18 protein-coding genes are annotated in these 21,897 nt (G+C 62.6%); 10 read left to right on the top strand and 8 right to left on the bottom strand.

Going from position 1 to position 21,897, the window contains the following annotated elements:
- Positions 1–74: 74 nt before the first annotated feature.
- From H7F36_RS08765 to H7F36_RS08720, 10 genes are all read left to right on the top strand, one after another.
- Entirely contained in the window at positions 75–1,655 is a 1,581-nt protein-coding gene (locus H7F36_RS08765) for a DUF6396 domain-containing protein (RefSeq protein WP_187054306.1), read from the top strand.
- A gap of 86 nt (positions 1,656–1,741) precedes the next feature.
- Positions 1,742–3,310 (top strand): tetratricopeptide repeat protein, encoded by a 1,569-nt coding sequence (locus H7F36_RS08760; RefSeq protein WP_187054305.1) that lies wholly within the window; start codon positions 1,742–1,744, stop codon positions 3,308–3,310.
- Entirely contained in the window at positions 3,307–3,801 is a 495-nt protein-coding gene (locus H7F36_RS08755) for a pentapeptide repeat-containing protein (protein WP_187054304.1), read from the top strand. The genes H7F36_RS08760 and H7F36_RS08755 overlap by 4 nt, the downstream gene beginning before the upstream one ends.
- Positions 3,802–3,885: 84 nt before the next feature.
- Complete coding sequence (locus H7F36_RS08750) at positions 3,886–4,701, top strand: DUF2345 domain-containing protein (protein ID WP_187054870.1); 816 nt, start codon at positions 3,886–3,888, stop codon at positions 4,699–4,701.
- Positions 4,702–4,721: 20 nt separating this feature from the next.
- Positions 4,722–7,016, top strand: a complete 2,295-nt coding sequence (locus H7F36_RS08745; RefSeq protein ID WP_261802544.1) for a phospholipase D-like domain-containing protein — start codon at positions 4,722–4,724, stop codon at positions 7,014–7,016.
- A 50-nt stretch (positions 7,017–7,066) separates the two neighbouring features.
- Positions 7,067–8,674 (top strand): sel1 repeat family protein, encoded by a 1,608-nt coding sequence (locus tag H7F36_RS08740; protein WP_261802543.1) that lies wholly within the window; start codon positions 7,067–7,069, stop codon positions 8,672–8,674.
- A gap of 107 nt (positions 8,675–8,781) precedes the next feature.
- Entirely contained in the window at positions 8,782–9,912 is a 1,131-nt protein-coding gene (locus H7F36_RS08735) for a DUF6396 domain-containing protein (protein WP_187054303.1), read from the top strand.
- 364 nt (positions 9,913–10,276) lie between these two features.
- Entirely contained in the window at positions 10,277–10,771 is a 495-nt protein-coding gene (locus H7F36_RS08730) for a pentapeptide repeat-containing protein (protein WP_187054302.1), read from the top strand.
- Positions 10,772–10,973: 202 nt separating this feature from the next.
- On the top strand, positions 10,974–12,038 hold the full coding sequence (locus H7F36_RS08725) for an NAD-dependent epimerase/dehydratase family protein (protein ID WP_187054301.1): 1,065 nt from the start codon (positions 10,974–10,976) through the stop codon (positions 12,036–12,038).
- 24 nt (positions 12,039–12,062) lie between these two features.
- A complete protein-coding gene (locus H7F36_RS08720) occupies positions 12,063–13,130 on the top strand; it encodes a dihydrodipicolinate synthase family protein (RefSeq protein ID WP_187054300.1) in 1,068 nt (355 codons plus the stop codon).
- Between the two features lie 5 nt (positions 13,131–13,135).
- Here the strand turns inward: H7F36_RS08720 and H7F36_RS08715 are convergent, their stop codons facing one another.
- From H7F36_RS08715 to H7F36_RS08680, 8 genes are all read right to left on the bottom strand, one after another.
- Positions 13,136–13,915 (bottom strand): enoyl-CoA hydratase, encoded by a 780-nt coding sequence (locus tag H7F36_RS08715; protein WP_187054299.1) that lies wholly within the window; start codon positions 13,913–13,915, stop codon positions 13,136–13,138.
- Positions 13,916–13,945: 30 nt separating this feature from the next.
- Positions 13,946–14,539, bottom strand: a complete 594-nt coding sequence (locus H7F36_RS08710; RefSeq protein WP_187054298.1) for a 2-hydroxychromene-2-carboxylate isomerase — start codon at positions 14,537–14,539, stop codon at positions 13,946–13,948.
- Positions 14,540–14,555: 16 nt separating this feature from the next.
- Positions 14,556–15,389 carry an acyl-CoA thioesterase gene (locus H7F36_RS08705; RefSeq protein ID WP_187054297.1) on the bottom strand — a complete coding sequence of 278 codons (834 nt, stop codon included), beginning with the start codon at positions 15,387–15,389 and terminating at the stop codon, positions 14,556–14,558.
- 82 nt (positions 15,390–15,471) lie between these two features.
- Positions 15,472–16,668, bottom strand: a complete 1,197-nt coding sequence (locus tag H7F36_RS08700; RefSeq protein ID WP_187054296.1) for an acetyl-CoA C-acyltransferase — start codon at positions 16,666–16,668, stop codon at positions 15,472–15,474.
- On the bottom strand, positions 16,665–17,090 hold the full coding sequence (locus tag H7F36_RS08695) for an endonuclease domain-containing protein (RefSeq protein ID WP_187054295.1): 426 nt from the start codon (positions 17,088–17,090) through the stop codon (positions 16,665–16,667). The genes H7F36_RS08700 and H7F36_RS08695 overlap by 4 nt, the downstream gene beginning before the upstream one ends.
- Before the next feature lie 60 nt (positions 17,091–17,150).
- A complete protein-coding gene (locus H7F36_RS08690; protein WP_187054294.1) occupies positions 17,151–19,562 on the bottom strand; it encodes a 3-hydroxyacyl-CoA dehydrogenase/enoyl-CoA hydratase family protein in 2,412 nt (803 codons plus the stop codon).
- 17 nt (positions 19,563–19,579) lie between these two features.
- The gene (locus H7F36_RS08685) at positions 19,580–20,026 is read right to left on the bottom strand and encodes a DUF2147 domain-containing protein (RefSeq protein ID WP_261802542.1); all 447 of its coding nucleotides are present in this window, start codon (positions 20,024–20,026) and stop codon (positions 19,580–19,582) included.
- 22 nt (positions 20,027–20,048) lie between these two features.
- Positions 20,049–21,845 (bottom strand): acyl-CoA dehydrogenase C-terminal domain-containing protein, encoded by a 1,797-nt coding sequence (locus H7F36_RS08680; protein ID WP_187054293.1) that lies wholly within the window; start codon positions 21,843–21,845, stop codon positions 20,049–20,051.
- Positions 21,846–21,897: the final 52 nt, after the last annotated feature.

Here is a 21,897-nt window from a genome sequence, read left to right as displayed (position 1 = left end):
CACCGATCGACCGAGGGCGTCTGGCGGCTTGCGCCACCGCACTCGTCTGCATCTGTCTTCTCACCGCGTGCCCCATGCAAAACCAATCATCCGCAACGCCCGCGCAGCCCCGCTTCACCAAGCTCGATGCATTCGATCCACACCGACCGAGCTTCGAATGCAAGCACGAGGTGGCTGTCAATCCTCCGATCACAGCCGATGCCGAGGCACTGTTCCAGCAAGGCATGGCTGCCACCAGCCATGATCTGTGGCCCGATGACCGCGACTACAAGAAAGCAGCGCAACTCTGGACGCAGGCCGCCGGACAAGGCCACTGGAAGGCGCAGTTCAACCTCGCAGGGCTTTACATGCAAGGGCTTGGCGTGCCGCAGGACGTCGACGAGGCCCTGGACCTCACCGAAGACCTCATGCGCAAGGGCGTGCCCGCGGCGTGGGACAACATGGGGGCGTACTACATGGGCGGCGTCGGCCCACTCAAGCAGGACGCCACCGTCGCTTACGCGTTCTGGCAGAAAGCGGCAGACATGGGAAGCATGGCGGCACAGGCGTATTTAGGCGAAAAGTTGCGCGGCACATACGACGAGCCGCCTTCATTTTGGGGGAATCGGGCCATGTCCCGGAAGATGTTGGAGTGCGCGTTTGCCCAAGGCTCCGGACGAGGCGCATATATATTGGGAATGGATATGGTGGGAAACGATGCGTCGTTAGGGGAAAGTTACACACGTGCCTTCAGCACTCTCCACGAAGGTGTCAAATTCGGCAACAAAGACGCGGCAAATACTCTGTCTGTTGCCTTCCGTGCAGGTGAGCCCCTCGTTGACCATCGCATAGACACGGCGCGTGCCGAGCGCTATTCCATCCTGGGCGATGCCCTCTGGCACAACCCCGATCTGCGTTTCCCCAACCTCGACAAGGTGCTGCCCTTGCCTCCAGCCGACCTGCCCAAATGGGACGGCAACAAGCAGACCCTGATCGACGCCGCCAAGGCCCTCGTGCCATTGCCCGCGGTACAGCCGACGCCCGGCTCGCAGCGCACCGGCCGCGCTCATATCCCGCAGGGTCATGTGTTGCTGGCACAGGCGGCCAGTGTGATCGTCGAACCCGACACCCAAGTGCCCTACAGCGGTTACTGGCAGCCCCGGCTGTACGTGCTCTACCGCGCGCACGAGCAGACATGGGAGCGCGCGCAAGTGCCGCAGCGCTATGCCAAAGGCGAGGTCTTCGAGGTCGTCGACCGCAGCAGCATGGGCAAGTACGCCAATGTGGCTCCCCGCACCGTCTGGCACTACCTGGGCAAAGCGACTCCCGCAACGGTCGGGCCGCATCCCCGCGTGACCCAGGGCATTGCCCGCACCACCCGGGTCCCTGAAGAAGTGCTGCGCTGCAAAGGCATGTTGGTGTGTCCGCGTACCGGCGTGTGGGCCGGACAAGTCGCCAAAGAGCATCCTCTGGCTAGGCTCTACAACCGCTGGGACCGCTTTGCCTATGTCGAGCAAGGCCAGTCGTTTCCTAACCCGCAGGATCAGCACATCGCCGTGGCACCGCATGAGGTGCGCTGGCTGTGGCTGGACAACGCCAACCGGATCAAGGCCTCGGGGCTGACCGAAGTGAGCTTGAGCGATTTGCACAGTGCGCAGGATCCGTTCAAAACGTGAACCCTTCAACCTTCGGGATGCAGGTTCGCGATTGGACCGCAAGGTGCATTGGTGTCTTGCTGGTGTGCAGTCTGACGGCCTGCAACATGAACCCCTTGCCCCGCAACATGAACCTGAAGGCGTTCGACCCGCACCGGACAGACTTCGCATGCAAGCACGAGGCCGAAGTAAATCCGCCAATCTCACCCGAGGCTGAAGCGTTGTTCCAGCAAGGCATGGCGGCCACCAGCTACGAACTGATCTGGCCGCAGGACACGCGTGACTATGCGAAGGCGGCGCAGTTGTGGCAACAGGCCACAGCGATAGGCCACTGGAAGGCGGCGATGAACCTCGCGGGCTTGTACGAACAAGGGCTCGGCGTGGAGCGAGACACGGAGAAGGCGGTGCTGCTTGTCGAAGGCTTGATGAAGCAGGGCGTGCCGGCGGCCTTTGACAAGATGGGCACCTACCACCAGCGGGGCGTCGGGGTGAAGGGCGATACCAGTCGGGCTTACGCCTTCTGGCAACTGGCGGCGGATATGGGGAGTGCAGCGTCGCAGGGCTACTTGGGTCAAAAAACGTCGGGCACCTACGACAACCCATCACAAGGCTTTTGGGGCAATCGCAAAGTGGCGCTCGAGATGCTGGAATGTGGCGCTGCGCAAGGCGATGGCAAGGCCGCTTTTGAATTGGGCGTCACCATCGATGGCGAGGACGCATCGATTGGTGAAAACTACGCTAGTTCGCTGAAAGCCCTGCACAACGGAGTCAAGTTCGGAAGCGCGAAGAGCGCGAACTATCTTTCTGCCTCCTTCAGCCGAGCCGAGCCGCTGTCTGGCAACGCGGTTGATAGGGATCGCTCCAAACGCTACAGCCTTTTCGGAGACGCCCTCGAACTCAACCCCGACCTGCGCTTCCCCAACCTCGACAAGGTCCTCCCGTTGCCACCGGCAGCGCTCCCGGTGTGGGACGGCAAGCGCGAGACGCTGATCGATGCTGCAAAGGGCCTGATCCCTGCACCGGTGCCCAAGCCAACGTCTGGCGCGCAGCGCACCGGCCGCGCTCACATCCCACAGGCGCACGTGCTGGCCCCGCCGTCGCAGCCGATGCAGCCGGCCGAAACCGCGGCACTCGTGCCGCGCGACGGCTACTGGCTGCTCCGGCTCCACGCGGTTCGCCGCGACCATGAACGGGTTTGGGAACAGGTGCAGGTGCCGCAGCGGTATGCGCAGGGTGAAGCCTTCGAACCCGTCAGCCGCGCCAGCATGGGCCAGTACGCCACCGTCGCCGCCCGCACCGTCTGGCACTACGTCGGCGAGGCCGTGCCCGTGACGCAACACGTGCATCCATTGGTGATCCGGGGCATCGCCCGCGTCACCCGCGTCCCTGAGCCGCGTGTCGAATGCCGAGGCCACCGGCCTTGCCCGCGCATTGGCATCTGGTTCGGTGACCTGCCCGACAACCACCCGCTGGCCACGCGCTACAACCGCTGGGACAGACAGGCGTATCTGGAGGCGGGGCAGTCCTTCCCCGACCCGGCGGCGCTGCAATTGGAGGTGGCGGCAGGCGAAGTCCGCTGGCTGTGGTGCGACAACGCCAATCAGGCCCGACCTTCGGGCATCGTGGATGTGACGCTCACCGACCTGAGCGGTGCCAAGGGCCCGCCTTCGTTATGAGCACTCAACTCATCATCCTCAAGCACGACCAGTGGCGCAAGGGCCTTGGCGGAGCGCCTGCGGGTGTTTCTGGTGAGAGCGACAGCAACGCCTACGCCGGTCTGGACTTGAATCTCATCACCTTTTCTGCCAGCACCTTCAGCGATAGCAGCTTTTCGGCCACGACCTTCCTCGACGCTTCATGGACCGGCTGCCGGTTCACCAACTCCACTTTCTCGTCCTGCGACCTGCGACGCATCGCCATCAATGAGTGCGCCTTCATCGGCTGTACCTTCATCAACAGCCGACTTGCGGACAGCAACTTGAACAACTCCAGCTTCGTGGGGTGCAGGTGGAACGAACTTAACTTCGACCATGCGCACTGGAGCGGCGTCAAGGTCTTGTCATGCATCGGCACCCGGTTCACCGCCCAGAGCCTCACGGGCGATCAAGTCGACTTCACCGGCAGCCAGTTCCAGGATATGGAATTGACAGACGCTGCGATCAACTGAAGCTGGCTTGTCAGCTACAAAGACCAGAACGATGCGGTCAAAGGCGCTGGCAACGTCAACCCCGGAGCCGGTCACTTTCCGGAACTGGAAGAACCCCATCTGGTTCTGGCATCCGCCGCAGGCATCGAAAGCACCAGCGCGCAAAGCACTCACATTCAGGCCGGCCACCACATCGCGCTCACCAGTGGTGCGCACACCAGTGGTGCGCACACCAGCGTTTCGGCCGGGCAATCGTTTTTTGCCAGCGCAAAAGAGGCGGTTCGTGTCTTTGCCTACAACGCCGGCATGCGCTTCATCGCTTTCGGCGGCGACATCGACATCAAGGCCTTGAAGGACAGCATCAGCATCATGGCCCAGCTCAACCTGACCCAGACGGCAGACCGGATCACCATCACAGCGCGCAAGGAGCTGATGCTCAACGGTGCCGGCAGCTATTTCAAGCTCAACGCGGGCGGCATCGAGGGCGGCACGCAGGGATCGCACCGGGTGCATGCGGCAGTACACAGCTGGGTCGGCCCCAGGAACGCGCCCACGGTGCCCCTGACCGGCAGCTCCAGCCTGAAGGAAACCAAAGTCGATCGCAGTTTCGTGCTGCGTTCGCATCCGGAAGACGGACGTCCTATCGCCATGGAGCCTTACACCCTCTACAAAGACGGTGCCGAAATGGGAAAGGGCGTCACAGACGCGCAAGGCCGGGTGCTGATTGCCAACCACCAACCGGGCACGGCTGGCTACAAGGTCAAGCTGACCAATGGCAATGAGTTCGAGTTGCCAGTCACCCCGCGGCTTCAAGGCATCGATCAGCAGCTGAGCGCCAAAGGCTACCGCGCCGCACAAGGCGCTGCCGCTGACCGCCAGAAGCACCACCTGCAGCGCCAGGGTGGTCCCGACGAAACCTGAGACGACCCAAGACGTTCACCATGGCAAATCCACCAGATACCCAGCACAAATCCGTCACCCCTCTCAGCGACGTCAGCCGCCATGCCGCTGGCAGCGTGCAATGGCTCCTGGAGACCAAAGACGATGCCAAGACGCCCGTCTTCCACTACAACAACCTGTCGGTTTATATCTGCGGCAAAGACAGTTTCGAGCGGATTGCCCAGGACATCCAGACCGCCGAGGAAACCATCGACATCGTCGCCTGGGGGTTCGATCCGGCCATGGAGTTGAACCGCAAAGCCGGGCAGTGGGGCCAGCGAGGTGTCACCTATGGCGACTTGCTGCGCGACGCGACGCAGGGCAAGCTCAAAAGCAAAAAGAAAGTCAAGGTGCGCTTGCTGGTGTGGCGTGACGATATAGGTGTCGCAATTGGAGGTGAAAACATGCCCGGCTATAAACAGTCGGCTGGCTATGAAGCCAACGCTGCATCATGGCGAAGTGCGACCAAAGGCTATGGGCAGGCCGTTGAGCGACCGAGTCTTCCTGAGTCGGCCAACGTGCAAGACCAACGCGAAGTTTTCAACTCCCATTGGTACAGCGACGTTGTGACCGGAAAGATCGAAGGCCTGTCGCTGCGCACGCGCGATGGCGTGAACGCCGACGTGGTGGGTTCACTGAAGGCCGAAGCAAAGGCAGGCGCGTCCGCACTGGGCGGTCTTGAGCGCACCGGGCTTGAAATGATGGCGACCCACCATCAGAAAACCATCGTCATCGACTACGAAGGGAGCCATCCGCGCGCCTACGTCATGGGCCTCAACTCCGTCACCGACTATTGGGACACGGCAGAGCACGTCTTCAACGACCTCAAGCGCGGCCAAAACTTCGAAGGCGACGACAAGGACCACTCCGTGGGCAAGGACTGGAAGTCAGCCAGTTCGGGCCAGCCCACGCTCAAGCCATACCAGGACTTCGTGTGCCGCATCGAAGGCGATGCGGTGGTGGCCGTGTACAAGAATTTTGTTGACGGCTGGAACAAGGCCACAGGGACAGGCAAAGGCGCCGGCAGTCCGATCAGCGGCCAGTTCGATGTGAAAGCAGCGCCCGCGCGACTCACCCAAAACCTCACGGCGGCATGCAGCCGTGCGCAGATACTGCGCACGCTGCCCGACAAGGATGGAGGTGAACGCTCCATCGAGCGGCTGTACTACCAGGCCAGCAGCTTTGCTCGCCACTATCTGTACATCGAAAACCAGTACTTCCAGAACACCGATTGGGCGCATGCCCTGAAAACGGCCCGGCAGAAATTCGTCGAGGAATGTGCTGCTGCCAAGCCGCGCGTGGCCCTGGCCGACATACCCGTGCTTCACGTCATGGTCGTGATACCGACGCCCGAGCGCGGACTGATGGTGCCGCGTACGCACGACACCGTGACCGAACTCGGCCAGGGAGACTCCATGCCGAACCAGGACAAGAATGTTCGCAAGGAACTTGCGGACCAGAGCCAGTCCGAGCGGGACATGGCTGACTACGAAAACAGACGCAAGGCCTATGACACACAGCACGCCAAGGACGTGTCGTATCTGCCATATGCCTCCATCAAAGCACCCCCTTACAAACCCGCTCCCTTGTCGGCTATGGCTCAAAGCCTCAAGGATGCCGGGGGCGCGAAGGAAAGCCAGGCGACGCGCGATCTGCTGAGCAAGAGTTTGGGCATGCGCACGCTTGTCGCCAGTCTGTGGACCTATGACGACAAATGGAACCAAGACCAGCTTCCAGTCGCCAAGCGGATTGAAGAAGAAAAGAAGACCTATGCGCTGCAGAAAAAAGAGTGGGAAGAGCGCCCGTTCCTTGCGACTGCGCGTGCCGGCGACAGGCAGCCAACGACGCTGAATCCGCCTCTTCACGCCAACAGGCCCGATCCTGGGTTTCAAGGGGCGAAGCCACCCGACCGCAGCAAGGAACTACAGAACGCCACGGCTCAGCGCTACCGCGAGATCTACATCCACAGCAAGCTGATGGTCATCGACGACAGCATGTTCACGCTGGGCAGCGCCAACCTGAATTTGCGCAGCTTCGCGGTGGACAGCGAGATCAACATCGCCAGCGACGATGCGGACAAGGCGAAGGATTTACGGCAGCGGGTGTGGAACCAGCATACGAAGGGGCAGTTCGATGGGGGCGGGGATGCGACGGAGCAGACGGTCATGCTCAACACGTTTACCCGCTGGGAAAAGGAGGCCATCGTCAATTCAGACAACAAGGAAAAAGGTAAGTCTCTTTCCAGCTTCCTCGTCAAATTCCTCGATGAACGCACCAGCACCTTCCGGGCTGGATGAACATGCTTGCCCCATTCCGCTTGCGTCTTCCACTGCTTCGCTGGCCCGTCTTGCTGCTGGCCGTGGCTTTTATTCTTTTAAACCTGACGGCCTGCAACATGAACCCCTTGCCCCGCAACATGAACCTGCAGGCGTTCGACCCGCACCGGGCCGACTTCGTGTGCAAGCACGAGGTCGACGTCAACCCGCCCATCACGGCAGAGTCTGAAGCACTGTTCCAGCAAGGCATGGCGGTGACCAGCTATGAACTGCTGCCCAAGCAGCGCGACCATGCCAAGGCGGCGGAGTTGTGGAAGCAGGCCGCAGCTCTAGGGCACTGGAAGGCGGCCATGAACCTGGCCGGTCTGTACGAAAGTGGGCAGGGCGTACCGGAAGACACCGAACAGGCTGTGCTGATCGTTGAAGGCCTGATGAAGCAGGGTGTGCCTGCAGCCTTCGACAAGATGGGCACGTACCACCAGCGCGGTATTGGTGTGAACGACGACACGAGTCGTGCTTATGCGTTCTGGCAGCTGGCGGCGGACATGGGGAGCCCTGCAGCGCAGGCCTACCTTGGTTCGAAGCTAAAGGCGACATATGACAATCCGGGCCAAGGCTTCTGGGGCAACCGGGACGTGGCGCTCAAGATGCTGGAGTGCAGCTTCGCACAAGGTAACGGCGATGCGGCCTACACGCTGGCGCTGACCATTACGGGAGACAACCGTTCGCTTGGGGAGGACAACGCGCGTGCGCTCAAGATTTATCACGATGGTGTGAAGCTAGGCAGCGAAAAATGCGCAAGCTCACTTTTCGTCAAATTTGATCGAACCACACCTCTGACAGGCAACACCATCGACACGGCCCGGTCAGATCGCTACGGGGAACTGGCACAAGCCCTCGAACTCAACCCCGACCTGCGCTTTCCCAACCTGGACAAGGTCCTGCCCTTGCCCCCAGCCGAGTTACCCATGTGGGACGGCAAGCGCAAGACGCTCGTCGATGCCGCCATCGCCCTGGTGGCGTTGCCTGCCGTCAAGCCAACTCCGGGTTCGCAGAGTTCTGGCCGTGCCCACATCCCCCAAGGCCATGCACTCAAAGCGCAGCCGCACCCGGTCGTCGTCGAAGCCACCTCTTCCGTTCCCCACAGCGGCTACTGGCTTCCCCGCCTCCATGCGATCTACCGCGAGCATGAACGGGCCTGGGACAACGCCCAGGTGCCGCAGCGCTATGCCAAAGGCGAGGTCTTCGAGACCATGGACCGTCGCAGCATGGGCGCCTATGCCAACACTGCAACCCGCACCGTCTGGCAGTTCCTTGGTGACGCCGTGGCCGTCGTGCAGTCAAGCCATCCACGCGTGACCCAGGGCATTGCCCGCACCACCCGGGTCCCGGAAGAATCGTTGCGCTGCAAAGGCATGCTGAGCTGTCCGCGCACCGGCGTGTGGGCTGGGCAGGTCGCCAAGGACCATCCCCTGGCGCGGCTCTACAACCGCTGGGATCGCTTCGCCTATGTTGAGAAAGGCCAGTCCTTTCCCAACCCAGAGGATCAGCACATCGCCATCGCGCCGCATGAAGTGCGCTGGCTGTGGCTGGACAACGCCAACCAGATCGGACCCTCAAGGCGGACGGAGGTGAGTCTGAGCGATTTGCATGGTGCGCAGGACCCGCTCAAAACGTGAACGCGTCAACACCCGGAATGCAGGGAAGCGCCTGGATCGCACGGTGCATTGCTGTCTTGCTGGTGTGCAGTCTGACGGCCTGCAACATGAACCCCTTGCCCCGCAATATGAACCTGAAGGCCTTCGACCCACACCGGGCCGACTTCGTATGCAAGCACGAGGCCGATGTCAACCCGCCCATCACGGCAGAGTCTGAAGCACTGTTCCAGCAAGGCATGGCGGTGACCAGCTATGAACTGCTGCCCAAGCAGCGCGACCATGCCAAGGCGGCTGAGTTGTGGAAGCAGGCCGCAGCTCTAGGCCACTGGAAGGCGGCCATGAACCTGGCCGGTCTGTACGAGACTGGGCAAGGCGTGCCGGAAGACACCGAGCAGGCCGTGCTGATCGTTGAAGGCCTGATGAAGCAGGGTGTGCCCGCAGCCTTCGACAAGATGGGTACTTATCACCAGCGCGGTATCGGTGTGAACGACGACACGAGTCGTGCCTATGCGTTCTGGCAGCTGGCTGCGGACATGGGCAGTCCTGCTGCACAGGCGTACTTAGGTTCCAAATTACAGGCAACCTATGACAACCCGGGCCAAGGCTTCTGGGGCAACCGGGACGTGGCGCTCAAGATGCTGGAGTGCAGCTTGGCGCAGGGCAACGGTGAGGCGGCTTACACGCTGGCACTCACCATTACGGGAGACAACCGTTCGCTTGGGGAGGACAACGCGCGTGCGCTCAAGATTTATCACGGAGGCGTGAAGCTGGGCAGCATGGCCAGTGCAAACGATCTCTCTGTCAGTTTTGGCCTGACAGAGCCCTTGACGGGCAATGTGATTGATAAAGACAGAGCCCGACGCTACAGCGAACTGGGCGACGCCCTCGAACTCAACCCCGACCTGCGCTTCCCCAACCTGGACAAGGTCCTGCCCTTGCCCCCAGCCGAGTTACCCATGTGGGATGGCAAGCGCAAGACGCTCATCGATGCCGCCATCGCCCTGGTGGCGTTGCCTGCCGTCAAGGCAACTCCGGGTTCGCAGAGTTCTGGCCGTGCCCACATCCCCCAAGGCCATGCGCTCAAAGCGCAGCCGCACCCGGTCGTCGTCGAAGCCACCTCTTCCGTTCCCCACAGCGGCTACTGGCTTCCCCGCCTCCATGCGATGTGGCTGGACAACGCCAACCAGATCGGACCCTCAAGGCGGACGGAGGTGAGTCTGAGCGATTTGCATGGTGCGTCGAACATGAACAAGATTTAGATGGTGATTTACCGTGACGAACATTCATCGCCGCTGCCGTCAGACAAACCAGTTCACGTGCACAAAAAGGTAAATATGAAAAACATTTGGATATGGATCATCGTGATCGTGTTTGTCGGCGTCGTTGGGGTGGCGTACGGTGTGCTCAAACTGGTTGCCCAAGGGTTGCCGAGCGGATAGAACTCACCATCGGCCTCATGGTGTTCCTCAACGAAGGCCTGCACCTCATCGCTTTCCAAATTGCTGCAGGAGAAGCCGGTGCGGGTATCCGCGCCGCCGCAAGGAGACACATTGCCAGGCGTCTTCGGCGAATGAAGACTGAACGGCCGTCAAACATCTTTTCCATCGTCTTGAGACCGTCCACATGAGCTCGCTTCAACTCATCCTCGACCACGACAAATGGCGCAAAGGCACCGGGGGCGCAGCCGCCGGCGTGGTGGGCGAGAGCGATGCCAACGTATACGCAGGCCTCGACCTCAACCTCATCACGCTCACGTCGAGCCGCTTCACAGGCAGCCGCTTCGCGTCGACCACGTTTCATGACGCCGTCTGGACCGACTGCCAGTTCACCGGATGCACGTTGAAAGACTGCGACATGGAGGGCATCGCGATGACAGGCTGCACCTTCATCGACTGTACGTTTGGCGAAACCTTGCTCAAGTGCAGCAAGCTGACCGACTGCACCTTCACCCAGTGCAGTTGGACCACACTCAACTTCGATTCGAGCCACTGGGCCCAAGTCAAGCTCTTGGACTGCCAAAGTCACAGCGTCACGGCCACCGACCTGGTGGGGCACCAAGTCGATTTCACCGGCAGCCGGTTCGAGGACATGCAGTTGGTGAACGCACGCATCAACTGATGCGTGGCCTCGAGCCACGCATCGCCTTTTCTCCATTGACCGTAATGACTGCTTCATGCCGCGAGCAAAGCGCCCTGCCTCGCAACTGTCGCTTGGCTTCAACGGCACTTTGCACGTCGCCACCCACATATGGATTCAGGAAAGCGTGCCAGCGAAAGGCAGCCTATGATTTCTCGAGGCTTCCCTCCAAGGACGACAACGCATGACCGCCACCACACCGCCCACCGCCCTGCTCGATGCGCGCAACTTCCCCACGCACTTTGAAACCGAACAGGCGCTCGAAGACTTTCTTGCTACGCCGTCGGGCGAACTCGTCGACGACCTCGCCAAAGTCGACGGCGACCTGATCATCCTCGGCGTTGGCGGCAAGATGGGGCCGACGCTGGCACGGCTCGCGCGCAACGCGCTGCCAGTTTCGCGCCGTGTGATCGCTGTCGCCCGCTTCAGCGAAACCGATGTGCGCACGATGCTCGAAGCGCACGGCATCGAAACCATTGCCTGCGATCTGCTCGACGCCGCGGCCATCGCCGCGTTGCCCAAGTGCCCCAATGTGATTTTCATGGCCGGCCGCAAGTTCGGCGCCGACGCCAACAACCCGCTGACCTGGGCAATGAACACACACGTCCCGGCGCTCGTCGCCGATGCGTTTCGCAACTCGCGCATCGTGGCGTTCTCGACCGCCTGCGTGTACCCGTTCGTGCCGGTCATCGGCCAGGGCGCAGCGGAAGATCTGCCGCCGAATCCGCCTGGTGAGTACGCCAACTCGTGCGTCGGGCGCGAGCGCATGTTCGAGTATTTTTCGCAAACGCATGGCACACCCGGCCGACTGCTCCGGCTCAGCTACGCCATCGACATGCGCTACGGCGTGTTGGCCGATGTGGCGCTCAAGGTGTGGCGCGGCGAGCCGGTGGACGTCACGATGGGCCACGTCAACGTGATCTGGCAGGGCGACGCCAACGCGCAGGCGTTGCGATGCCTAGCGGTCGCCACGGTGCCGACCTCGCCGATCAACGTGAGCGGGCCCGAGACGACTTCGATCCGCTGGCTTGCCACCGAGTTCGGACGCCGCTTCGACAAGTCGGTGCAGATCAAGGGCGAGGAAGCGCCGACCGCCTGGCTCATGAACACCAGCGAAGCCGAGCGGCTCTTCGGCTACCCCAAAGTGCCGTTGTCGCAGCTCATCGGTTGGGTGGCCGACTGGATCGCACGCGAGCAACGCTTGTATGGCAAGCAGACGAAGTTCGAGGTGCGTGATGGCAAATACTGAACGCCGATTCCTGGAGGTCGATCCATGCCGCTGAACCGATCCGATCTGCCCGCCGATGTACTGGCGCTTTTGGCGCAAGGCACGGTGATTCCCGCCCACCCGCTCGCGCTCGACGCGCAGCGCCAGTTCGACCGCCGTCGACAGCGCGCACTCACGCGCTACTACGTCGATGCCGGCGCTGGCGGGCTGGCCGTGGGCGTGCACACGACGCAGTTCAGCATTCGCGAGCGCGGCTTGTATGAACCCGTGTTGCGCGCAGCGATCGAAGACCAGCGCGCCTGGACCTCGCGACCGATGGCGATGGTCGCCGGCCTGTGCGGTGGCACGGCGCAGGCACGCGCCGAAGCGCAGACCGCCGTCGGTCTCGGCTACCACGCCGGCCTGCTGAGCCTGGCCGCACTGGCATCGTCGTCAGAAGACGAATTGATCGCGCATTGCGAGTCGGTGAGCCAGCAGATTCCGCTGGTCGGCTTCTATCTTCAGACTGCGGTCGGGGGGCCGATCTTGTCCAGCGACTTCTGGCGCCGCTTCGCTTCGATCCCCAACGTACTGGCGATCAAGGTCGCGCCATTCAATCGCTATCGCACGATCGACGTGGTGCGCGGCGTGGTCGATGCGCGTGCCGAAGACCGCGTGTTTCTCTACACCGGCAACGACGACCACATTGTGCTCGACCTGGCGTTGCCTTTCACGGCGATGCGCGACGGCGAGCCGGTGACGGTGCGGTTTCGCGGCGGGTTGCTCGGTCACTGGTCGGTATGGACATCGAGTGCGGTGAAGCAGCTGGCACGCATCAAGGCGGAACTGGCTGCGAACGGCGGCATGCTCAGCTCCGACCTGCTGGCGCTCGACTCGCGTGTGACCGACAGCAACGCGGCGTTCTTCGACGTGCGCAACAACTTTGCGGGCTGCATCGCCGGCTGCCATGAAGTGCTGCGGCGTCAAGGCTTGCTCGAAGGCATCTGGTGCCTCGACCCCGCAGAAGGGCTCGGTGCGGGCCAAGCCGAAGAAATCGACCGGGTCTACCGCCTGCATGGTGATCTGGCCGACGACGCCTTCGTGCGTGCCAACCTCGCGCGCTGGCTGGATTGAGTGCCTCAGACGTTCGAGAAGTCCGGCTTGCGCTTTTCCATGAAGGCGGTGAACGCTTCCTTTGCCGCCGGCGAACGCATCGCCGTCGCGAAGCTCTTGCCTTCGACACCGATGCGCTCCTGGACGGCAGCCTGCTGAGACAGCTTGAGCAGGCGCTTGGTCTCGACCAGCGCTGTCAGCGGTTTGGCCGCCAGCTTGCGTGCCTGCGACTGCGCGATGCCGTTGCATTCCATCGGCGGAACGACACGGTTGACCAGCCCGACTTCGAGCGCGGCCTCGGCCATGAAAGGCTCGCCCAGCAGCAGCGCTTCGGCCGCGCGGTGGTAGCCGAACATCTGCGGCACCAGCATGCTCGACGCTGCTTCCGGCACCAGGCCAAGGTTGACGAAGGGCAGTGAAAACGCCGCGTTGTCGCCGGCGTAGACCAGGTCGCAATGGAACAGCAATGTGGTGCCGATACCGACCGCGGGGCCGCAGACACTGGCCACCAGTGGCTTCGGAAACGCCGCGATCACACGCAAGAAGCGGATAGCAGGCGAGTCGGCTTCGGTCTGCTGCGCCGGTGCGGCAGCGGCCGCCATGAAGTCGGCGATGTCGTTGCCGGCGCTGAAGATGGTCGGGTCGCCCTGGATCAGCACGGTGCGCACGGCGTTGTCGTCTGCCGCTTTTTCGAGCGCGGTGGCGAGCGTGTCGTACATCGCCCCGGTGATGGAGTTCTTGCGCGCGACGCGGTTGAAGGTCAGCGTCAAGACGCCGGCTTCGGTATGGCTGAGGATGTCTGTCATGTCAGTGTTTCGATGTGGAGTGGATTAGGGTCAGGCCAGGGCTTCGCGCACGAAATCCAGACGGTCCTGGCCCCAGAACATGTCGTCGCCGACGAACATCGTCGGGGCGCCGAAAACGCCGCGCGTCACGGCTTCTTGCGTCGTGGCCTTGAGCTGGTCTTTGGTCGCTTGTGCGTTGGCCAGAGCGACCAGTTCGGCCGCGTCGAAACCAGCGGCCTGCAACACGCCACCTACCGTGGCGGGGTCGTTCATGTTCATTCCGTCGACCCATATCGCCTGGAACACCGCGTCGGCGTAGCTGGCAAAGCGCTCGGGCTGCTGCATCTGCACGCCGGTCGCGCCACGCATCAGCAGCAGCGTGTTGATGGGGAAGTGCGGGTTGTGCGCGAACGGCACGCCGTAGCGCTTGGCAAAGCGCTTCAGATCGGCGTTCATGTACGGCCCTTTGGGCTTGATGTCGGCTGGCGAGTGATTGCCGGTGGCCTGGAACACGCCTCCCAACAGCATCGGCTTCCATGCCAGTGTGGCGCCGGTGTCGGCTGCGATGTGCGGCAGCTGCGTCGCCGCGAGGTAAGCAGCCGGGCTGCCGAAGTCGAAGTAGAACTCGATGGTCTTGTCGGTCATGTCTCGGTGTCTCCTGTCATTCTTTGTAATAGACGATCTGATTCGATGTCACCAGCAGCGCACCGGTTTCTTCGCTCCAGAGTTCGGCCGTCTGGTCGAAAAAGCCGTTGCGAAACTGCTGTGCGCTCGCGCGGCCCAGCAGATAGCCGGAGCCGACCTCGGCCAATTGCGCTGCGCTGGTGTGGAAGTAGGTCGTGATAGACACCGTGCCGGCCGGCACGACTTTGGCGCGACGCAGCCAGACGCGCGGATAGAACATGTCGCTCATGGCAGTGAGCGATGCGAAATCGAGCGCACGCGGTTGGGCGTCGCGCAGCCACAAAACAGTTTCGCTGTGCTCGCCGCTGCCGTCCCACATCGTCGGCACCGCACCGCTGACCGGGCGCATGTCGTACAGCTGAATCCACGCGACGCCTGCCGGGCCGATGCTCATGCGCGACACCTTTTCAGGCGGCGGCACGTCGGGCATGGGCAAATCGTTCTGACTCCAGGTCTCGCGCCGCACGGCGGTGACGACCGTCGCGGTGGTGTTCACTTGCGGTGCACCGTCGGCGTCGGGCTGGCTGATGTGCACCGTCCAGTGCTGCGTCGACCGATTGGTGCGCACTGCGATGGCTTGCACTTCGAACGGCCCAGCCGAGATGGCGGCCGCGAAGTTCACCGTCAACGCGATCGGCGCGCCCAGCAGGTCCGGGTGCTGCAGCACCGACTGCAGCACGAGCGCCGCGGTCATGCCGCCGAACGGGCCGACCATGTTCCAGTAATCCGGGCTGGTGGCGCCGGCGAACTGGCCGACGCGCAGATCGCTGTGCTTCAGCGCCAATGCCTTGTCGAAGGGATGCTCTGTCATCGGTGTCCGTCTCTTCGTTGTTTTCGTTGTTTGCAGCGCCGTCGTTTTCCGATATGGCCGATCTTGCCGATGGCCTCGAAGCTCAGACTCTTTCGAAAATTCCTGCGGCGCCCTGCCCCATGCCCACGCACATCGTGACCATGCCGTACTTCAGATTCTTGCGCCGTAGCGCATGAACGACTGTCGCCGAACGGATAGCGCCGGTCGCGCCGAGCGGATGACCGAGCGCGATCGCGCCGCCCATCGGATTCACCTTGCTCGGGTCGAGTCCGAGCGTGTTGATGACCGCCAGCGATTGCGCCGCGAAAGCTTCGTTCAGCTCGAACCAGTCGATGTCTTCGTGCTTCAGTCCGGCATATCGCAATGCAGCTGGAATCGCCTCGATCGGCCCGATGCCCATGATGTGCGGTGGCACGCCCTTGCTGGCGAAGCTGACGAAGCGCGCGAGCGGCGTCAGGTCATATTGCTTGCAGGCTTTTTCGCTGGCGAGGATGAGCGCGCCGGCGCCGTCGGAGGTCTGTGAGCTGTTACCGGCCGTGACCGTGCCGCGGGCGGCGAACACGGTGCGCAGTTTGGCCAGGCCTTCGATCGACGTGTCCGGGCGCGCGCCTTCGTCGAGGCTCACGATGCGGCTCTTCGCGATCGACTCGCCGGTTTCAAGATCGGGCGCACGATCGGTCACTTCGATGGGCGTGATCTCGTCGGCGAATTCCCCGGCCTTCTGCGCGGCCAGTGCCTTCTGATGCGATGCGAGCGCAAACGCATCCTGCGCGTCGCGGCTCACCTTCCATTGCTGCGCAACCTTCTCGGCCGTCAGGCCCATGCCGTAAGCAATGCCGACGTCCCCTTCGCGCTCGAAGATCGAAGGCGACAAGGAAGGCGCGTTGCCCATCATCGGCACCATGCTCATGCTCTCGACGCCGGCCGCGATCATCACGTCGGCCTCGCCCACGCGAATGCGGTCGGCCGCCATCTGCACCGCAGAAAGGCCCGACGCGCAAAAACGATTCACCGTGATGCCGCCGATGCTGTTCGGCAACCCTGCCAATACCGCGCCGATGCGCGCGATGTTCAAGCCTTGCTGCGACTCCGGAATGGCACAACCGCAGATGATGTCTTCGATGGCCTTGGGGTCGAGCCGCGGCACCTGCGCGAGTGCGGCGCGCAAGGTGGTCGCGAGCAGGTCGTCGGGCCGGTAGTTGCGGAAGAAACCGCGGTGCGATTTGCCGATGGGCGTGCGCGTGGCGGAGACGATGTAGGCGTCCTGGAGTTGTTTCATGGCGTGATGGTGCTCGTATCTTGTGTTGCTCCTTCACCCAGTGGGGGAAGGCGGGGATGGGGGCTCGCGGCGCTCATGGCGTCCAAGCGGTGTGCAATCGCCTGAAGCACTCCCACCAGATTGATAAACGGTTCATTCGACGCAAAGCGAAGCACAGCAAAGCCCTGGCTGCGAAAAAATGCAGTTCGCGTCGCGTCGTAACTCTGCTGCTGAAGATGCTGAGAGCCATCGAGTTCGATGATCAATTTCGGGTCGAGACAGGCGAAGTCCGCGATGTAGTTACCGAGTGGATGCTGTCGGCGGAACTTCACCCCCAACTGTTCGCTGCGTAGTCCGGTCCAGAGCTTGCGCTCGGTTTCCGTCATCTCGCGCCGAAGGACACGAGCATTTCTCTGCGCGTTGGGAGTGGATTGGTTTTGCATCGGTTGCTGCCCCCATCCCTGCCTTCCCCCAAAGGGGGAAGGAGGAAGAGGAATACATCGTCAGTTCCGCACAGGCTTGCCCGTGCTCAGCATCCCCATGATCCGTTCCTGCGTCTTCGGATGGGCGATCAGCGAGCAGAAGGCCTTGCGTTCCAGCGTCATCAGATACGCCTCGGTCACCAGTGAGCCGGCATCGATGTCGCCGCCCGTGACCACGCCGGCGATCAGGCTGGCGATATGGAAGTCGTGCGCGCTGATGAAGCCGCCGTCGCGCATGTTGACCAGCTGCCCCTTGATCGTCGCAGCGCCGCTTCGGCCGGCCACGCGGAATGTGCGGCGCAACGGCGCGCGGTAGCCGGCATCGGCCATCGCCTTCGTCTGCTGCAGCGCGACGTAGAGAAGCTCGTCCTTGTTCGGCACGATCACGTCGCTGTCGAGCAGGTAGCCGAGCTTCTTCGAATCGAGCGCGCCCGTGCCTACCTTGGCCATCGCGGCCGCGGTAAAGCCTTCGGTCAAAAAGGGCAGCAGGTCGCTGCCGGTCGAGGCGGCGGCGTTCTCGGCTGCGCGGCGCGCGATGTATGTCAGGCCACCGGCACCGGGGATGAGGCCGACGCCGACTTCCACCAGGCCGATGTAGCTTTCCATCGCGACGACACGCTTTGCGCAATACACCGCCAGCTCGCAACCGCCGCCCAGTGCCAGGCCGCGAACCGCCGAGACCACCGGCACGCTGGCGTACCGAATCTTCAGCATGACGTTTTGCAACTCGGCCTCTGCCCCTTCCACCGCGCCGATGCCGGCGACCACGAAGGCCGGCAGCATCGCCTGCAGGTCGGCGCCGACAGAGAACATCTCGTCGGGCGACCAGATCACCAGGCCCTTGTATTCGGCTTCGGCCAGCTCGACCGCGGCGCCCAGCGCCTCGGCCACGTCGGGGCTGATCGCATGCATCTTCGAATGGATGCTGGCGATGAGCACGTCGCCATCGAGCGTCCACACGCGCACATCGCCTTCGTCGCTGATCGGGGTGCCGGCCTGGTTGGCATCGACGGCATTGGCGCCCAGCACGCTCTCGGGGAACAACTGGCGCGCATGCACTGGCAGCTTGCGTTGCGGCACGAACTGACCTTGCGATGCACTCCACGAACCTTCGGGTGTGTGCACGCCGCCAGCCTTGGCGACGGCACCTTCGAACACCCACTTCGGCAGCGCCACCGTGCTCAGCGCCTTGCCGGCATCGATGTCTTCCTGAATCCACTTGGCGACTTGCAGCCATCCCGCTTCCTGCCACAGCTCGAACGGACCTTGCTTCATGCCGAAGCCCCAACGCATCGCGAAGTCGACGTCGCGCGCGCTCTCGGCGATGGTCGCCAGATGCACCGCGGCGTAGTGAAAGCTGTCGCGCAGGATCGCCCACAGGAACTGGCCTTGTGCGCCGTCGCTTTCGCGCAGCAGCTTCAGCCGCTCCGCCGGTGGGCGTTTCAACATGCGGCCGTAGACCTCGTCCGCCTTCTCGCCGGAAGGCACGTAACCACCCTGGCCTTCATTGGCCTTCAGGTCGAAGCGCAGGATGTCGCGACCGACTTTCTTAAAGAAGCCGGCCTTGGTCTTCTGCCCCAAGTTGCCCAAATCCAGCAACTTGGCGAGCACCGGCGGCGTCGTGAAGTTGGCATAGAACGGATCGCTCTCGGCGTTCAGATTGTCCTGCAGGGTCTTGACCACGTGCGCCAACGTGTCGAGGCCCACCACGTCGGCAGTGCGGAAAGTGCCCGAGCTGGCGCGGCCGAGTTTCTTACCCGTCAGGTCGTCGACGATGTCCGGCGTGAGGCCGAACTTCTCGACTTCCTTCAACGTCGCCAGCATGCCGGCGATACCCACGCGATTCGCGATGAAGTTGGGCGTGTCGTGCGCTCGCACCACGCCCTTGCCGAGCGTACTGGTGACGAAAGTTTCAAGCTGATCGAGCACCACGGGCTGCGTGGTCGGCGTGTTGATCAGCTCGACCAGGAACATGTAGCGCGGCGGGTTGAAGAAGTGAATTCCGCAGAAGCGTGGCTTCAATTGTTCGGGCAACGCCTCGCTCAACTTGGTGATCGAGAGGCCCGAGGTGTTCGACGCCAGGATCGCGTGCTTGGCGACGTGCGGCGCGATCTTCTTGTACAGGTCGAGTTTCCAGTCCATGCGCTCGGCGATCGCTTCGATCACCAGATCGCATTCGCCCAGCTTGGCCAGGTCGTCCTCGTAGTTGGCAATTTCGATCAACGCCGCATCGGCCACGTCGCCGAGCGGGGCCGGCTTGAGCTTCTTCAGGTTGTCGATGGCGCGCGTGACGATGCCGTTCTTAGACCCTTCTTTCGCGGGGAGGTCGAACAGCACGACCGGCACGCGCACGTTGACGAGATGCGCCGCGATCTGCGCGCCCATGACGCCGGCACCGAGCACGGCGACTTTTTTTACATTGAATGTGGACATGATTTCTTCAATAGGGGTCATTGGGCGCGCAGCCACGTCTGAGTTCGCCAGAACGGCCCGAGATAGCCCCGCACTTCCAGCTTCCTGCCGCCGTCGATGGGGGTGAAGCTGGCGCGGTATTCCTTGCCGTTCTCGGGGTCGAGAATCTTGCCGCCTTCCCAGACGTCCTTGCCTTCGACCTTCTTGCCGCCGCGGATGATGTCGAGCCCGACGATGGGCTTGCCCTTGCGCTCGTCGGCGCATTCTTCGCACACCGAGTCAGCCGCGGAGTCTTTCTTCAATGACTTCTCGATGCGCCCATCGAGCGCCCCGCTCTTCTCAACAATGCGGATCTCGGCCTTCGTTTCACCGGTCTTGTCGTCGACGTTGCGCCAGAGGCCGACGGGTGACGACTGCGCCAGGGCAGAACCGACCATGGCGGCCAACAACAGCGGGAGGACGAGAAGTTGCTTGGTGTGCTTCATATGCTTGCAGTGTTTTGAGGGGTCAGGCCAGCGCCGCGTCCGTGTCCATCAGCACCTTGCTGCCGGCCCGCGCAGTGCGCATCAGCGTCGCGGTCTCGGGGAACAGCTTGGCGAAGTAGAAGCGCGCCGTCTGCAGCTTGGCGACATAGAACGGATCGGTGTTGCCCGCGGCGATCTCGCGCAACGCGACCTGCGCCATCCGCGCGAACAGATAGCCGAAAACGAAGTGCCCCGCAACGCGCAAGTAGTCGACCGCAGCCGCTCCCACCTCGTCGGGGTTCTGGAATCCCTTGAAGCCGATCTCCGTCGTGAACTTGGTGAGTTGCTCGCCCAGCACCGCAACCGGGGTGATGAACTCGCTCATCTTCTCGTTCACGCCTTCTTCGGCCACCAGCGCACCGACCAGCTTGCCGAACTTCTTGAGCGATGCGCCGTTGTTGCCAAGGATCTTGCGGCCCAACAGATCCAGCGACTGGATCGTGTTGGTGCCTTCGTAGATCATGTTGATGCGGTTGTCGCGCGTGAACTGCTCCATGCCCCACTCCGTGATGAAGCCATGGCCGCCGAACACCTGCATGCACGCGTGGGTCGCGATGTGGCCGTTGTCGGTAATGAAGGCCTTGACGATGGGCGTGAGCAACGCGACCAGTTCACCCGAGTCCTTGCGCACCTTCTCATCCGGATGGTCGTGTTCCTTGTCGAGCAGCAGGGTGCAAAAGATCTGCAGCGCGCGACCGCCTTCTGCGTAGGCCTTGGCGGTCAGAAGCATCTTGCGCACGTCGGGGTGCACGATGATCGGATCGGCTTCCTTGTCCTTCGCCTTCGGGCCGGTCAGAGAGCGCATCTGGACGCGGTCCTTGGCGTAAGCCAATGCGTTTTGGTACGCCACTTCGGTGAGGCCGAGCGACTGATTGCCGACGCCGAGGCGCGCCGCGTTCATCATCACGAACATGGCAGCGAGCCCCTTGTGCGGCTGCCCCACCAGCGAGCCGATGGCGCCGTCGATCACGATCTGCGCGGTCGCGTTGCCATGGATTCCCATCTTGTGTTCGAGTCCACCGCAATAGATCGGATTGCGCTCGCCGAGAGAACCGTCGGCGTTGACGTGGTACTTGGGCACCGCGAACAGGCTGATGCCTTTGCTGCCCTTCGGCGCATCCGGTAGCCGCGCGAGCACCAGGTGAATGATGTTGGGCGCCATGTCGTGCTCGCCGGCGGAGATGAAGATCTTGTTGCCGGTGAGCTTGTAGGTGCCATCCACCTGCGGCTCGGCCTTGGTGCGCAACATGCCGAGGTCGGTGCCGCACTGCGGCTCGGTCAGGCACATGGTGCCGGTCCACTCGCCGCTGGTCAACTTGGGCAGATAGGTCTTCTTCTGCTCTTCGGTGCCGTGCGCGACCAGCGCTTCGTACGCACCGTGCGAGAGGCCCGGATACATCGTCCACGCCTGGTTGGCGCTGTTCATCATTTCGAAAGTGCACTGGCTCACAACGAAAGGCAGACCCTGACCGCCGAATGCCGGGTCGCACGACAGCGCCGGCCAGCCGCCTTCGACGTACTTGGCGTACGCCTCCTTGAAGCCCTTGGGCGTGGTCACTTCATGCGTCGTCCTGTCGAGCACGCAGCCCTCCTGGTCGCCGGTGATGTTGAGCGGGAAGATGACTTCGGACGCGAACTTGCCGGCCTCTTCGATCACCGCATTGATGGTGTCGGCGTCGGTGTCGGCGTGTGCCGGCAAGGCCTTCAGTTCATCGGCAATGTGGAAGACTTCGTGCAGCACGAATTGCATGTCACGCAGGGGCGGGTTGTAGATCGGCATGGGGGAAAGGCTCCTGGGCAGGTTCGAAGAGAAGAGAAAAAAGGCGAAAAGA

The organism is Variovorax sp. PAMC28562, from assembly GCF_014303735.1.
In the GTDB taxonomy this organism is placed as follows: Bacteria; Pseudomonadota; Gammaproteobacteria; order Burkholderiales; family Burkholderiaceae_C; genus Variovorax.
This window is presented reverse-complemented; position numbering and strand designations above follow the sequence as displayed.